The sequence below is a fragment of the Streptomyces sp. NPDC054883 genome (assembly GCF_053610645.1).
The window spans coordinates 1-14,607 of record NZ_JBSGYT010000086.1; the positions used below are offsets into that span (position 1 = coordinate 1).

A 14,607-nucleotide genomic window follows, 5' to 3' on the forward strand; every position below is an offset into this window, starting at 1 on the left:
CGACCGGCTGTACTTCCTCTTCTGCGCACGGCAGCGGGCCCGGCGGTGCGCCGCCGGGCCCGCTCTCCCGGGGAAAGACTCTCCCGTTGCCCTCCTCTTCACCCCGTACCTGTGAAAGGCAGGCCACCGATCCCATGAGCCATGCCGCCCTGCTCGTCCTGGCCGACGGCCGTTTCCCCGCCGGTGGGCACGCCCACTCCGGCGGCGTGGAGGCCGCGGTCGCCTCGCACGGGGTCCACGACGCCGCAAGCCTGGAGGCTTTCTGCCGGGGCCGCCTGCACACCGCCGGGCTGACCGCGGCCGGCCTCGCCGCCGGGGCCGCCACCGGGTACGACCCGATGGCGTTGGACGAGGCCGCCGACGCCCGCACCCCCGTACCGGCACTGCGCCAGGTCGCCCGCAAGCTCGGCCGGCAGATGCTGCGCGCGGCCCGGGCCGCCTGGCCCTGCCCCGAGCTCGACCAGATCGCCCACCGCCTGCCGCAGGGCGCACACCAGCCCGTGGTCCTCGGCGTCGCCGCCCGCGCCGCCGGCCTGACCCCGTTGGACGCCGCCCAGTGCGCCGCCTACGAGAGCATCAGCGGCCCTGCGACGGCCGCGGTACGGCTGCTGAGCCTCAACCCGTTCGACGCGACCGCCCTGCTCGCCCGGCTCGCCGGCGAACTCGACGACGTCGCCCACGCCGCCGCCGAAGCGGCAGCACGGCTCGCCACCGACGGAATCGCAGTCCTGCCCGCCGCATCCTCGCCGCTCCTTGACATCACCGGTGAACAGCACGCCGCCTGGCCCATGCGCCTCTTCGCCTCCTGACCCCCCACACCGTTCGGAGAACGCCATGCACCTCGACCACGACACGATGCTGCCGCACCACCGCACCCCCAGCGCCGACGCACTGCGTCCCGACGGCAGCCGCCGCGCCCTGCGCATCGGCCTCGGCGGGCCCGTCGGATCAGGCAAGACCGCCACCGTCGCCGCACTGTGCCGCGCCCTGCGCGACCGGCTGTCCATCGCGGTCGTCACCAACGACATCTACACCCGCGAGGACGCCGAGTTCCTGCTCCGTGAAGCCGTACTGCCGCCGGAGCGCATTACCGCCGTCGAGACCGGCGCCTGCCCGCACACCGCGATCCGCGACGACATCTCCGCCAACCTCGAAGCCGTCGAACAACTGGAGGAGACACTGCCCACACTGGATCTGATCCTCATCGAGTCCGGCGGCGACAACCTCACCGCCACCTTCTCCAAGGGCCTCGTCGACCACCAGGTGTTCGTCATCGACGTCTCCAGCGGCGACGACATCCCCCGCAAGGGCGGCCCCGGCATCACCACCGCCGACCTCCTCGTCGTCAACAAGACCGACCTCGCTCCGTACGTCGGCGCGGACCTGGGCACCATGGCCGCCGACGCGAGCAAGCAGCGCGGATCCCTCCCCGTCGTCTTCACCAGCCTGGCCTCGGACGACGGCATCCAGCCGGTCGCCGAGTGGGTCAACGGCTGCCTGTCCGCTTGGCGTGCCGAGGCCGTCGTATGACAGCCACCGCACCACGTGCGCGCCCGGCGCCCACGGCGGAACACCGCACGCCGACGCCGGTGGTCAAAGGAGGGGAGACGGACAGCGGGCGGACGCACGAGGCACCCGCCGTCGTACGGAGGCCCGCAACGGACCCCGAGCTCTCGGGAGTCCAGGCCACCGCCGTCATCAGGGCCGTACACAACGGCTCCGTCACCACCGTCCCGCGCCTGCGCAGCAGTGGTCCCTTCCACCTGCACCGGACGCAACCCCGCAACGGGTGGGCCCGAGTCAGCGTAATCAGCGCCATGTGCGCACCGCTCGGCGGAGACCGTCTCGCGCTCGACGTCACCGCCGAGGAACACGCCAAGCTGGAGGTGTCCACGGCGGCCGCCACCATCGCGCTGCCCGGCGCCACCGCCGCCCCCGCCACTTACGACGTCCGCCTCGCCGTCGCCGACCACGCCATCCTGACCTGGCTGCCCAAACCCTTGATCAGCGTCCAGAACAGCACCCTCCACCAGACGTGCACCGTCGACCTCGCACCGACCGCCGCCGTCATCCTGCGCGAAGAGCAACTCCTCGGCCGCACCCCCGAGCCCCCCGGCCACCTCACCATGCGCCTGACCGTGCATCGAGGCGGCCGTCCCGTTCTCGACCAGCACACCGCCTACGGCGGGACGGCGCCGGCCTGGGACGGCCCCGCCGTGCTGGGCGGATACCGCGCCACTGGTCAACTCCTCGTCGTGGATCCCTACCTGGCCCCCGATCACCCACCGATCCTCATCGGCGACGATCCCGAGGCAGGCCACGCCGTTCTCACCCCGCTCGCCCAGCACCCCGCCTACCTGGCAACCGCCACCGCCCGCAGCCTCCACGACGTGAGCAAACTCCTGGACACGGCCCTCGAACACATCAAGGGCATGTAGCCGAGACCGACCTGAACAACAGGTCCTGCCCGTCCGTCACGCCCTCGTGGAGGGCGTGACGGACGAGTAGGAGCGACCGTAGAAGGTTCCACTGGGAACCGGACACTGGCTGCGGGCTGATCTTCGCGGGCGGCAACGGTCCGCTGCAGGCCAGGGGCATGGCGCGTGAGCTGGGGACCCACCCGCCTCACCTTCCCACATGACCCCGTGCTCCGCCGGGCTGCTCCGTGGCCTTGCAGAGAAGTCAGCCCTGTCTGTCCTCGTCGTCATCGAGTTCGACGGCGTCAGGGTCGCGCAGCGGACGCAGGTCGCCGCCCGCCGGAGTGGAGGCGGTGAAGCTGTAGCGGCCGAGCACAGCCAGCCTGACGCCAAAACGCCCCCGACGTCAGGAGATCCGAGACACATCGCCTAGTTGACCGCTGACTGCACCCGCCATCCGCCCGCGCTTCGAGAGCGGATGGCGGGATGTGGCCGGATGGCGTCCCCGACGCGTGTTAGCTGACTGCGGCTACATCTTCGACAAGTAGCGCCACATCCTCCGGGCCTGCTTCATCTCACCCAAGATTGCCCGTCGCGGTGCTCCGCACGGCTCAGGACCGGGCAAGACCCGCTGGGTCGTCGAGCAGACCTTCACCTGACTTCACCAGTTCAAACGTCTCCGCATCCGCGACGAGATACGCGCCGACCTCCACCGTGGTGGTATGCGCATCGCGGAAAGAACTCGTGACCGCCTCGCGCGCACACCTGGGTCCATCGGTGCGCGCGCCATCGCCTCCGGGTGCGCACCGGCGGTGCGGTGGCCTGGACGTGAGGCGCACCACCGGTGCGCACCGGTGCGGTCGGGAGTGCGCGAGATCGGCGGTGGACGCACGCCGCCGTGCATCGTGATCGCTGCTGCCATCGAGTGAGTAGGCCGGGTGCCGAGATATTCCGCTCCCCCACCGGCCGGCGCTCACTGGAGTGAGCCTCCGCCAACTTGAAACCGCAGGTCGAGGGGCTGGTGTACAGGCTTTCGGCATGGATCACCAGGCTCAATTTCGTCGTGCAGCGCTTGAGCTGGGCATCCCGGACGACGAGATCAGCAGGTTCAGCCAGCACCTCCGTTTGTCGATCGGGTTGAGCGGGGGTTCCGGTGGTGTTCCGGCCAGGCGGTTCGGTGCTTTGCCCCGGCTGCCGTTGGGCATGAACTGGCTGTCCGCCGGCAACAATCCGTTGCCGTTCATCTCTTCCAGGATCATCTGGACGACACCGGGAGGTACGCGCGAGTCGTCTATGTACAGGACGGCACCGATACCGCGGTCGCGGAATCGCCCCACTCCGAGTTCACCGGCAAGCAGTACGACGTCAGCGCCGCACTCCTCGCCGAGCTGCCCCCTTGGTTCGGGACTGACGAAGACGAGGACGAAGAATGGGACGATTTATCGCCTTTCCAGCAACAGTTGGCCTGTGACCTGGAGCGTGACGTCCCGCACCTGGACGAACTCTGCGCTCTCGCCTACGACCTCTGGCCTGGCGAAGGCCTCGCCAGCGCCTGCATCGGCGGGTACGCCGACGATGAGGTGATCACGAGCATTGCGGAGCAGGCCGCCGCGGCGCTCGAGAGGGCCGGAGAGATCGTCATCCCGGTGGCGAAGTGGTCTTCCCATGTGGAGAAGGAGAAGCACCGGCTGACGAGCGAATGGATGTCACTCGCCCGTTTTCCCGTGGCTGACGAGTACTACTACGGGAGTTTTACGATCCGCCACGACGACCTGGCCGCCGCTCGGCTGGACAAGGCGCTTCCCGTGACCAAGTTCAGCGAGTGGAACACCGAGCTCTTTCCGAACCGGCGGTGTGACCGCGAATCGGTGGACGAGGGTGTGGACCAAGATCACCCGCGCCTGTCAGGAGCAACACCGTTGCGTTTGGCTCCTGATCTGTACGTCAAGCCCTGCTGACTGAAACCGATGGCACCCTCCGCACCGAACAATGGCTACTGATCACCAACCTGCTCGACCCCATCCGTTTTCCGGCCGCCGAGCTCGTCAGTCTCCCTCACGCTGATGACGGTCCAATGCCGACTGGCTCTCATCGTCTGCGGCGCGGCAGATCATCAACCGCTGGTCCGGATCTTGGAGTGGCACGAGCACTTCGAAGTGCACGGCGATCACACCGGCGCCCGGATGCCGCATCACCTTGTGTCCGCGGCCGTTGCTCTTGATGTCTTGCTCGGCCCACAATCGTGCGAATTCCTCGCTATGGGTGGTGCATTCGATGATGAGGTCGGTCAATGCCTGGTCCTCCGGGTGCGCGGCCCACGCTGCGCGCAGGTGGGCGATTCCCTCCCGTACGACGCGTTCGCGGTCGACATAGAACTCGCGAATTTCCGGGTGTACCAGGCACAGCCACATCGCATTGCGCTGCGACGGCGGCAGGCTGTCGAAGTCCAGCAGCAGTCTCGCCATTTCTCCGTTCCAGGCCAGGATGTCGTAGCGGTGGTTCATCAGCATGGCCGGCAGCGGCGACAGGTCGGCGACCAGCCGGGCCAGCGGCGGCGCTGCGGTGGTGGCGGGCTTGTCGGCTTTGCGGGGGCGCTGCTGGGTCAGGTTGAAGAGGTAGGCGCGTTCGTCGGGGGCCAGGCGCAGCGCCCGGGACAGCGCTTCCACCACGTTCGCTGAGGGTCGCAGCCCGCGGGCCTGTTCCAGCCGCACGATGTAGTCGATGCTGACCCCGGCCAGTTCGGCGACCTCTTCGCGGCGCAGTCCCGGGGTCCGTCGGGCCTGCTGCCGCGACGGCAGGTTGAAATCGCGCGGGTCCAGGCGTTCGCGCCGGGTCCGCAGGAACGCGGCCAGCTCCTGTGTCATGTCCAGGGTGCGGGTCAACATGTTGGGTCCAACAGCCAGGGTAGGACTGGTGTTCCCAGGAACTTTTTTCCCTTATCCCCGGCTTGCGGCGGTCACAGACTTGTTCCCGACAACGGATCACAAGCACAGGAGGACACGATGTCGCTCACCCTCGACACCTACCGGCTGCTGGGCCGCTCCGGGCTGCGGGTCTCACCGCTGGCGCTGGGCGCGGCGACCTTCGGCACCGAGTGGGGCTGGGGCGCCGAGCAGGACGAGGCGCGTAAGCTGTTCGACCTTTACGTCGAGCGCGGCGGCAACTTCATCGACACCGCCAACACCTACACCAACGGCAGCTCCGAGCGCCTGCTGGGCGAGTTCACTCGCGACAACCGCGAAAGCCTGGTGCTGGCGACGAAATACACCACGCTGCGCCGGCCCGGCGACCCGAATTCCGGGGGCCCTCACCGCAAGAGCCTGTTCGCGTCGGTGGAAGCAAGTCTGCGACAGCTGAATACGGACCACATCGATCTGCTCTACCTGCACGTGTGGGACTTCACGACACCGGTCGAGGAGATCCTGCGCGGCATGGACGATCTGGTCCGGCAGGGCAAGGTCTTGTACGTGGCGATCTCCAATACCCCGGCCTGGCAGGTGTCGCGCATGCAGGCGATCGCCGACCTGCGCGGCTGGTCCCCGCTGGTCGCCCTGCAGATCGAATACAACCTGATCGAGCGTACCGGGGAACGTGACCTGATCCCCATGGCACGCGAGATGGGGTTGGGCGTAGTGCCGTACTCGCCACTGGCCGGCGGGGTGCTCACCGGTAAGTACAGCCGCGACGACCTGACCGCGACGAACACCGTGGTCGACGACGGCACCCGTAAGAACTTCAACATCACCAACGGCGGGCTCACCGAACGCAACCTGGACATCGCTGATGTCGTGAAGGAGGTCGCCACCGAGCTGGGCCACACAACCGCCCAGGTCGGGCTGGCCTGGACCCTGCAGAACCCGGATGTGACTTCATCGCTCATCGGCGCCCGCACCCTCGCGCAGCTGGTAGACAATCTGGGCGCCTTGGAGGTCGACTTCACGGCCTCCCAACTGGCCCGCCTCGATGGGGCCAGCGCGATCGGACTCGGCTTCCCGCACGACATGCTCGCCAGTGACAGGATGCGCGCGGTGACCCACGGCGACCTGAAGGTCGAAACCCGCCGCTGATACCCGATCAAGCCCCGGGCAGCGGCCTGTACGAGATGCTCGGCTTCCGCTTCGCCCCGCGCTTCCGGGACCTTTCGGACCAGCGGTTCTGGCGAGCCGACCTGCCCGAAGGCCACAGTGACGGCGGGGAGCCGGCCGACGGGTACGGGCCGCTGGATGCCGTGGCTTGCAACAAGGTCAACTCAACCGGATCACCACGCACTGGCCGGACATGCTCCGGGTCGCCGGGTCGCTCATCACCAAGCAGGTCCGCGCCTACGACCTGCTGCGGATGTTTGGCCGCGAGGGCTACCCCACCCCGCTGGGCGCCGCGTTCGCGGAGTACGGACGGATCGATGCTGACTTCCGCTCGTTGAGGTGAATCGTTGCGAAGTCCCTGATGGGTGTGGCTGAGTGCCTGTATCTGTGTGTGTGAGAGATATGCGGATGGGGGCGGCCTGACTCCTGCGGGACGTCAGCGGCGCGAGACGGCATGGATGCAAGCGGCCGAACTGTTCGAGCAGCAGATCGCGGTGGCGGAAGTCGCACGTCGGCAGCGGGTGAGTGTGAAGTCTGCTTATCAGTGGTACCAGTTGTGGCGGGATGGTGGCGTTGAGGCTCTGGCTTCCCGGGGGCCGAGTGGGTCACGGTGCCGCCTGTCGCCGCGGTGTCCCGAGAAGCTGGCGGGGTTCCTGGAGGAAGGTCCGGCCGCGCATGGCTGGGTGGAGGACCAGGTGTGGACCGCATCGAGGGTGGCGACCTTGATCGGCAGGAAGTTCCATGTCTCCTATAGCGTCTCGGGTGCCACCCGGTTGATGTACCTGCTCGGCTTCAGCCCACAAGTCCCTGCCCGACGGGTCGCCGAGCGCGATGAGCAGGCCGTGAGCTGTGGCGGGAGGCGACCTGGGCGGAGGTAAGAGGGTCCGGGCGGCATGCGGGGGCTATGTCTGCTTCGAGGACGAAGCCGGCTTCACCCGACGGTCGCCCCGGGGACGGACCTGGGGCCGGCGGGGCCGTACTCCGGTCGTGACGGTCAGCGGCCGGCGTTCGGGACGGCTGTCGGTGCCCGGGCTGATCGCGATGCGGCCGGGTTCGAGAACCCGGCTGTGTCACCGACTTCGTACCCACCCTGCAGGCAAGGGAACACGTCGCAGTATGAGCGAGCGGGACTTCATGGCACTCATCGACGGAACCCATCACCTGGTCAGGGCGCCGATCGTGCTGGTCTGGGACCGCCTGAACACCCACGTCTCCCGCAGGATGCGGGACCTCGTGGCCGAGCCCGAGTGGCTGACGGTGTTCCTGCTGGCCGCCTACTCACCCGACCTGAATCCCGTCGAAGGCGTGTGGGCCCACGTCAAACGCAGCCTCGCCAACCTCGCCGTCATGGCCCTCGACCGACTCGAAGCCCTGGTCCGTAACCGGCTCAAACGCCTTCAATACCGGCCGCATACCCTCGACGGCTTCATAGCCAGCACCGGCCTCACCCTCGACACCCCAGCCTCACCTTGAAACGCCGAAATCAATAAGACCATGCACCTGCTCGCCCTGGTCGACCCGATGGACGACACCTACCGGCGCCTGATGAACCGGCAGCTCACCGTCCAGGAGGTCCGCCACCGCCTCGCCCGCGCGATCTGCCACGGCGGCCGGGGCCAGATCCGCCAGGCGTACCGCGAGGGCCAGGAGGACCAGCCCGCCGCGCTCGGCTTGGTCCTCAACGCGGTGGTGCTGTGGAACATCCGCTACCTGGACGCCGCCGTCGCCCGGCTGCATGCCGAGGGCCACGACATCAAGGACGAGGACATCGCCCGCCTTTCCCCGCTCAAGGACCGGCACATCAACTTCCTGGGCCGTTACCTGTTCAATATCAAGCCCAGCGGCCCCGGCCAGGGCCTGCGCCCTTTCCGTGACCCCGACACCACCGAGGACGAGGAGGGCGAGGAGCACGACGAGGCCCTGGGCTGATCGGTCAACCGTCGAGTCTGGCTTGTCAGCTGTTCCCCGTGGGGCTGAGCCCGGAACTGTGGGCAAGTATCGCAAGCATCAGCGCTGAGTCCGCGTGGAGCGTGATGCGCACCGGTGTGAAGGTGGTGGCGTCCACCGGCGACTCCCCGGTGCCGGAATTGCGGGCGTAGCGCGGATGGGCGCCTCCGCTGATCTGCCAGCGTATGCGGTGACCGACTGCGAAGCGGTGGGCGGTGGAGCTCATCGGCACGGTGATCTGCGACGGCTCCTGCCCGTCCGTCCGTAGCCGGCCCAGCCCGTCGCAGATGTTGACGGAGCGGCCTTGTGTGTCCACGTCGCACAGGCGCGTGAAGACGTCGGCGTGGCCGGTGTCCGTGGTGATGCTCAGCCGTGCGGAGACCGGGCCGAGGATGTCCAGGGGCTCGGTCAGCGGCGGGCCGGTGAAGGTCAGTACGTCGTCCCGACTCTCCAGGGTGCTGTTGTCGCGAGGACCGGCCGTACGGGAGAGCAGCGGGCCGCCGAGAGAGGGGGTGGGGTCGCTCGGGTCGTAGCGGAACGACATCAGTGGTGCGGATTCCGTGGGAGCCTGCTGGGTGAGGTGCCCCTGCGCGGCGGGAAACCACGGGCTGACGACCGCGGCCGGCGGCCAGTCGTCGATGTCCCGCCAGTCGTTTTCGCCGCCGACGTGTACGCGCACCCTTGTGGGACGGAGGTCAGAGGGATCGGCGTACAGGTGCGCGCGGAGCCAGGCGAGGCTCTCGGCGAACACCTCGGGCCACCCCTGCTGCAGCGCGGACGTGTGGGTCCAGGGGCCGACGAGCAAGGCGGTCTCGCACCCGGCCCCACGTAGTCGGTGGTACTGCTCGAAAGTCTGGTCGCCCAGCGCATCGTGCCATCCGGTGATCAAACTGGTCGGCACCGTCAGCCGCTCCGCCGCCGCTGCCAACGACGCACCGCGCCAGTACACGTCCTCGGCATCCGGGTGCGACATCACGTCGTCGAGCCAGGGCACATCGCCCCCGAGGGCGGACACGTGCGCCCCGCGCAGCGGCTGCGCGGTGGTGACATCACCTAGGCGCCGCTGCAGACGCAGAGTCGCCTTCACGAACGGTGCCATCCCCTGGTGCTGGTACGTCATACCGACGCCGACGGCGAGAGCGTTCTCCAGGCGGAGAGCACCATGTGCGTGGAACAGGGCGTGAGGATCATGCAGCCCCACCTGCACCACCATCGCCTTCAGCTCCGGTGGCGGGTCCACGGCGAGGGCCCACTGCACGTATCCCAGGTAGCTGGGGCCGACGGTCCCCAGTGTTCCGTTGAACCAGGGCTGCTCGCGCAGCCAGGACACTGCGGCCTGGCCGTCGGCGGCTTCGTTGCGCCACAGGTCGAACTCGCCGCCGGAACCACCGGTGCCGCGGCAGCTCTGCAGCACCACGTGGAAGCCCTGTTCGGCGAAGAGCACGCCGTACATGGGGGACCACGGCAGGCCCCTGCCGTACGGCGAGCGCACCAAGAGGGTGGGGAAGTCGCCCTCGGCGCGTGGGAAGTAGTGGTCCGTGATCAGCGGGCTGCCGTCGGCCGCCGGCACCAGCAGCCCCGGCTCCCACCCGACATCGTGCCGCTTGGCCGGGAGGCCGCGCCAGGTCGCCCTCATGATCCGTGATGCCAGTGGCGGCTTACCGGGGGGCGGTGCCCAGGTCGGCCTCGTCGCAGGACCGTGCGTGCGTGCTGCCATCGTTCCCCTCCTCTTTATCCGTACTATGTACGAGAATAGACCATGCTTGGATGTGACCCTGCAAGGGGCCGCCTCAATCAACGGAGGGAGCGTGGACCATGCCGCGTGCAAAGAAGGCCGGCACCCCGGGCGTCGACCCTGAGCAGCTCTGGCTGAGCTCCGCCCAATCCCGTAGGGGCCGCAAGCCCTCGTACAGCCGAGAGGCGATCACGGCGGTAGCCGTCGCCCTGGCGGACGCGGAGGGGCTCGAAGCGGTCACCATGCGGAAAGTCGCCGCAGAGGTCGGAGCCGGCGCCATGTCGCTGTACAGCTACGCCCCCGACAAGGAGACGCTGCTGGAACTGATGGTCGACCACGTCAGCGGCGAACTGCCGACCGCGAACACGCCCACCGGCGACTGGCGTGCCGAGCTGAAAGCCATCGCCCACCTCCAGCGCGCCCACATGCTGCGACACCCCTGGCTTCCCGCCGCTCTGGCCAGCCGCCGCATCCCCGGCCCCAACACCCTGGCCTTCCTGGAACGCGCGCTTGCCGCCCTGCGGCCCACCGGGCTGGACGGTGCGGCGAAGCTGGAGGTCTTCGCCCAACTCACCGCATTCGTGGCCGGACACGTCGCCCATGAGATTGCGGGGGCCGCAGCCTTGCAGTCCCCCGACCGAGCCGCAGCCGAAGCCCGCTACCTCACCGCTGTCGCCGCGGACGGCCGCCACCCCGAACTCGCCGAAGCGCTCGCCGCCCCCGGACGCCCCCTCACGCCCGAAGCCACCTTCACCCGGTTCCTCAATCGCCTGATCGACGGCCTGGACACTGACTGATCCCGCTCCGCCGCACCGTGCCCGTTCTCACAAATGACCAGTTGCGAGAGTTCTACGAACGCCCCGGACTCGCTCACGAATCCGCAGGCCGCCATTCGCAGAACCCTCTCAAAACCCGGCATCGCGAAGAAACTCACGATCAAGACGGGCAAGAACGCGGGGCCACCCCTCGGTCGCCTCGCTGTACCGGGCGCTCGCCGAGGCCGAGGAGGACGTCATGTCGGATGACGCGCAGGTCATCGGCCCCCGCCGCCCGCTCCGCGCCCGCATCACCAGTCCCGGGAGCGGCACCGACCCAGAGCTGATGGAACGGCTCACCGCACAGGTCCTCGGCAGCGACACCGTGCTGGACACCCTGATCCGCCAGGCCCAGGGCGGCACCGACGACGTGGTGGCCAGCTGCTCGCGCAGTCCCGGAACGGAGACGACCAGAAATCCCCATGCCGTCCCACCGCTGGAAGGGCCCCGGCGTCCTCGCCGCCGCCGGACCCGGAGAACCGGGTCCCTTCGGCCCCTGGCTCGAACCCGCAGAGGACGAGACCGCTCACAAACCCAGCACACCCGAGCCCCGGCAGGAATAGGGAGGCGCACGCAGAGGGCCGGTGGCGCTGTTCAACCATGCGGTGACGAGGCTGAAGGCAGGCCCACGCTCGACGCCCTGTCTCGAATGGAGGGCGGTTCTCTTCGGGGCTGAATCGTTGGTCAGGCCGTAAGACGATCGTCGGCTGGCTTCGTTCGCTTCAACCGACAGCGTTTGTTCGTGGGTTCCGGCGGCGTTCAGTGATCACCCGCACTCTGGATGTGCATGGGAAATGACGGCAGCGTCACCTTCTCGGTGGGCCCCTCGCTGACTTGCTTCGGGGAACGGTGCCGCGGAACGTCAGTGCCTTGCGGTCGATACCAAGGGCGGATCAGCCGGCGCGACCGTCTCCGAGGTTGGGCACCGTTTGATCACCATCGGGGTCAGCTGTCAGGATCATCTGACGATGCGGCAGCCCGACGGGTTGGTCCGATAAACCAGGGGGAACGGGGAATGCAGTTGAGGTCCGGCATTGGTTCGAGGGCGGCGGTTCTGATGGCTCTGGCTGCCTTCGCTGCCGCCTGTGGAGGTGGCGGCTCCGATACCGTCGGGGAGAAGCCGCCGGCTACGGAGAAGTCGGCACCATCGGATAAGCCGAAGGGCGGCAAGGCGGACTTCGACACCGTGTTCAACACCGAGGACCGGATCCGGCAGGCGCTCCCCGACCCCGGGGCGATGAAGGGCTGGAAGCCGAAGACCGGCCGTGTGAACATCGAGGAACGGCCTGAGTCCGCGGCGGAGTGTGGTCCGGACACAGCGTGGGACTGCACCAGCATCGCAAACGGCTTGGCTGCATTCGAAGAGGTCGGCGAGACTGCCGCCTTCCACATCGACGCCTTCGCCGACAAGAAGGCCGCTGAGGCCGCGTGCCGCAAGGAGAAGGACTGGTCGGCTAAGTACACCAAGGCGGAGGTCCCGCCCGTCACCGGCGTCGAGAGCCACGCGTACTACCGCAACGCCGGCGGCTTGGACACCCTCTACCTCACCATGTGCCAGGGCACGGTCGTAGCCCAGGTATACCTTTATGGGGGAGGCAGCTCCCTGGACCCGGCCACCGTCCATTCCTTGGCCCAGCTCTTCGTCCCCCGTATCCAGAAGACTGCCGCAGCCTCCTGAACCACGCTGAAGGTGCGCGAGAGGATCGGCGTCCGCCGTCACGTGCTGGCGGCGGACACGAACAAGCGGACCTCTTGGAGCGATGTCTGAGTCGACCCGAGAGGATTTGCGCAGGGGCCAGTCAGCTGGCTGCAGCGTGCTCAGCACGTGCTCGGGTGCTGGCGAGGCGGTAGGAGTCGGTGCCGGTCTCGATGATGGTGACGTTGAAGGCGAGGCGGTCGACGATGGCCGCGCAGAGGCGGGGGTCGGTGAACGTCTTGGTCCAGCCGCCGAAGGACTCATCGGAGGCGATGGCCACGCTGTTCTTCTCCTCGCGCTCGGTGAGGACCTGGAAGAGGAGTCCGGCGCCGCGGCGGTCGAGTTCCATGTAGCCGAGCTCGTCGATACAGAGCAGATCGACACGGCCGTAGCGGGCGATCGTCTTGGAGAGCTGATTCTCGTCGGCGGCCTCGACGAGCTCGTTGACCAGCTTCGTCGCCAGCCCGTACCTGACCCGGTTGTCGGCCATGGCCGCCTCGGTTCCCAGGGCGATCAGCATGTGGGACTTGCCGGTCCCGGAGTCGCCGATGAGGCAGAGCGGCTGGCTCTTCTTGATCCATTCGCAGCTGGCGAGGCTGTGGATGGTGGCCGCGTCGATGTTGGAGTTCGCGTCGAAGTCGAAGGTCCGAAGGGACTTGTCCCGGGGGAAGCCGTCCGCCTTGATCCGGCGCTCGGAACGGCTCCGGGCCCGGTCGTCGCACTCGGCCATCAGGAGCTCGGCAAGGAAGCCGCGGTAGGTCATTTGGTCCTTCATCGCCCGGTCGGCGATGTCGGAGAACTCGTTGGTCGTAGTGGGTCACCGAGGGCAGCGGCCTGGTGTCCGGGGGAAGATGTGCGAGCCGCCACTCGTGCAGAAACGTCACGGTCGCCTCACCGGCGGCGCCGGCCGACGAAGGGTGCCCGGTGGGTTCGTCCTCGGCCTGGGCCACCTTGCGGGCCTCGAGAGCGACCGCGTCCGCGGTCAGGCGCCCGAAGAGCCATCGCGAGTCCGGTGACCAGGTGCTCGTGCGAGATGTGGCGGGCCAGCAGCAGCACCTCAATCAAGGCCTGGGTGCCGGCGGTGTCTCCGTGGGCCTTGACCGCTGCGGCCCACCAGGCGTCATGGACAGGGGTGAACTTGCCAGCGGAGCAGGCCTGTTCGAGTGCGGTGGCGCCGGGGAAGGCTCCCGGTTTGCGGATCAGGGCCTTGAGGTAGTGGTCCAGATCCAGGCGGCAGCCGCCCTTCGCGATCAGCCGCTCGTGTCGTGCCACTTCCACGTTCCGGTCGTAAACGACCAGGTGGGAGGCGTGTAGCACGACCCGGAGGCGCTCGCCGATCAGCCGGACCGGCACCGAGTGACGGTTCGTTCGGACCGCGATCTGGCCGTAGCGGTCGACTCGCGGAGTGAAGAGCCGGCCCGTCTCGAAGGGCTCTTCCGGCAGCGGCATCAACGGAGGCCGCTCGACCTGGAAGTACTCGGCGCGCTTGTTGGTTCTGAAGCCGGGCTCGTCGAGGTGGGCGTAGGACGCCTTCGCGGGGATGTGATTGATCTCCATGTCCACGCTGGTGCGCCGGGAGCCGTCCGCGTTCGCAAGGCGCGGTACTCAGGCCGAAGCCGGGGTTGGTTCCGGGACGTGGAACCAGCGGCCAGGGCAACCGTTGCCCCACTCCCCCACTCACACGGACGGCGGCGTCTACGAGTACGTCAGCCGCTGAAGAAGGGCGGCGCCCGCCTCGGAGTCGCCCGCGCCCCGCGGCATGACGCGGGGCACCAGCCGAGGTCGAGGACCGGGCGCATCGAGGAGGCCGGGGACGCGTAGCGGGGCCGGTGCGGGCGGGGCGCGCGAACGGCCGACCGCCCGCATCATGGGTCCGGTGCCTCTCTTGCCTCTGACGTCAGCGTCAGGTTTT

The 14,607-nt window shown here is 68.4% G+C and carries 11 protein-coding genes and 5 pseudogenes; 11 read left to right on the forward strand and 5 right to left on the reverse strand.

The features are described from left to right. The first annotated feature begins 134 nt into the window (after positions 1–134). The 4 genes and pseudogenes from ACWGH1_RS34475 to ACWGH1_RS34490 all read left to right on the forward strand — a co-directional run. Positions 135–809 (forward strand): urease accessory protein UreF, encoded by a 675-nt coding sequence (locus ACWGH1_RS34475; protein ID WP_453357351.1) that lies wholly within the window; start codon positions 135–137, stop codon positions 807–809. A gap of 25 nt (positions 810–834) precedes the next feature. After that, positions 835–1,530: an urease accessory protein UreG gene (gene ureG / locus ACWGH1_RS34480; RefSeq protein WP_453357350.1), complete on the forward strand. Its 696-nt coding sequence runs from the start codon at positions 835–837 to the stop codon at positions 1,528–1,530. Beyond that, positions 1,527–2,438 (forward strand): urease accessory protein UreD, encoded by a 912-nt coding sequence (locus ACWGH1_RS34485; protein ID WP_453357349.1) that lies wholly within the window; start codon positions 1,527–1,529, stop codon positions 2,436–2,438. The genes ureG and ACWGH1_RS34485 overlap by 4 nt, the downstream gene beginning before the upstream one ends. 479 nt (positions 2,439–2,917) lie before the next feature. Continuing rightward, positions 2,918–3,151 (forward strand): annotated as a pseudogene (locus ACWGH1_RS34490) (IS5/IS1182 family transposase); the annotation flags it as partial. A 318-nt stretch (positions 3,152–3,469) separates the two neighbouring features. Here the strand turns inward: ACWGH1_RS34490 and ACWGH1_RS34495 are convergent. After that, positions 3,470–3,676, reverse strand: coding sequence for a hypothetical protein (locus ACWGH1_RS34495; protein WP_453353434.1), 207 nt, complete (start codon positions 3,674–3,676; stop codon positions 3,470–3,472). A gap of 201 nt (positions 3,677–3,877) precedes the next feature. On the opposite strand from ACWGH1_RS34495, the gene ACWGH1_RS34500 reads away from it, so the two are divergent. Further along, positions 3,878–4,375 (forward strand): hypothetical protein, encoded by a 498-nt coding sequence (locus ACWGH1_RS34500; RefSeq protein ID WP_453353435.1) that lies wholly within the window; start codon positions 3,878–3,880, stop codon positions 4,373–4,375. Between the two features lie 87 nt (positions 4,376–4,462). Here ACWGH1_RS34500 and ACWGH1_RS34505 read toward each other — a convergent pair whose 3' ends face one another. After that, positions 4,463–5,302 carry a helix-turn-helix transcriptional regulator gene (locus tag ACWGH1_RS34505; protein WP_453353436.1) on the reverse strand — a complete coding sequence of 280 codons (840 nt, stop codon included), beginning with the start codon at positions 5,300–5,302 and terminating at the stop codon, positions 4,463–4,465. 117 nt (positions 5,303–5,419) lie between these two features. Here ACWGH1_RS34505 and ACWGH1_RS34510 point away from each other — a divergent pair, with 117 nt between their 5' ends. The 4 genes and pseudogenes from ACWGH1_RS34510 to ACWGH1_RS34525 form a co-directional block, all read left to right on the forward strand. Beyond that, positions 5,420–6,484, forward strand: coding sequence for an aldo/keto reductase (locus ACWGH1_RS34510; protein ID WP_453353437.1), 1,065 nt, complete (start codon positions 5,420–5,422; stop codon positions 6,482–6,484). Positions 6,485–6,507: 23 nt separating this feature from the next. Then, positions 6,508–6,818: pseudogene (locus ACWGH1_RS34515) on the forward strand (Tn3 family transposase); the annotation flags it as partial. 73 nt (positions 6,819–6,891) lie between these two features. After that, a pseudogene (locus tag ACWGH1_RS34520) lies at positions 6,892–7,975 on the forward strand (IS630 family transposase). Between the two features lie 9 nt (positions 7,976–7,984). Next, a pseudogene (locus tag ACWGH1_RS34525) lies at positions 7,985–8,431 on the forward strand (Tn3 family transposase); the annotation flags it as partial. Between the two features lie 25 nt (positions 8,432–8,456). Here the strand turns inward: ACWGH1_RS34525 and ACWGH1_RS34530 are convergent. Next, positions 8,457–10,085 (reverse strand): CocE/NonD family hydrolase, encoded by a 1,629-nt coding sequence (locus tag ACWGH1_RS34530; protein ID WP_453353438.1) that lies wholly within the window; start codon positions 10,083–10,085, stop codon positions 8,457–8,459. 179 nt (positions 10,086–10,264) lie between these two features. Between ACWGH1_RS34530 and ACWGH1_RS34535 the strand changes: the two genes are divergently transcribed. Further along, positions 10,265–10,981 (forward strand): TetR/AcrR family transcriptional regulator, encoded by a 717-nt coding sequence (locus tag ACWGH1_RS34535; protein ID WP_453353439.1) that lies wholly within the window; start codon positions 10,265–10,267, stop codon positions 10,979–10,981. A 1,033-nt stretch (positions 10,982–12,014) separates the two neighbouring features. Beyond that, positions 12,015–12,677, forward strand: a complete 663-nt coding sequence (locus ACWGH1_RS34540) for a hypothetical protein (protein ID WP_453353440.1) — start codon at positions 12,015–12,017, stop codon at positions 12,675–12,677. 121 nt (positions 12,678–12,798) lie between these two features. Here the strand turns inward: ACWGH1_RS34540 and istB are convergent. Both istB and ACWGH1_RS34550 read right to left on the reverse strand, forming a co-directional pair. After that, positions 12,799–13,473, reverse strand: a pseudogene (gene istB, locus ACWGH1_RS34545) (IS21-like element helper ATPase IstB); the annotation flags it as partial. Positions 13,474–13,586: 113 nt separating this feature from the next. Further along, a complete protein-coding gene (locus ACWGH1_RS34550; RefSeq protein ID WP_453353441.1) occupies positions 13,587–14,252 on the reverse strand; it encodes a Mu transposase domain-containing protein in 666 nt (221 codons plus the stop codon). Between the last annotated feature and the right edge of the window lie 355 nt (positions 14,253–14,607).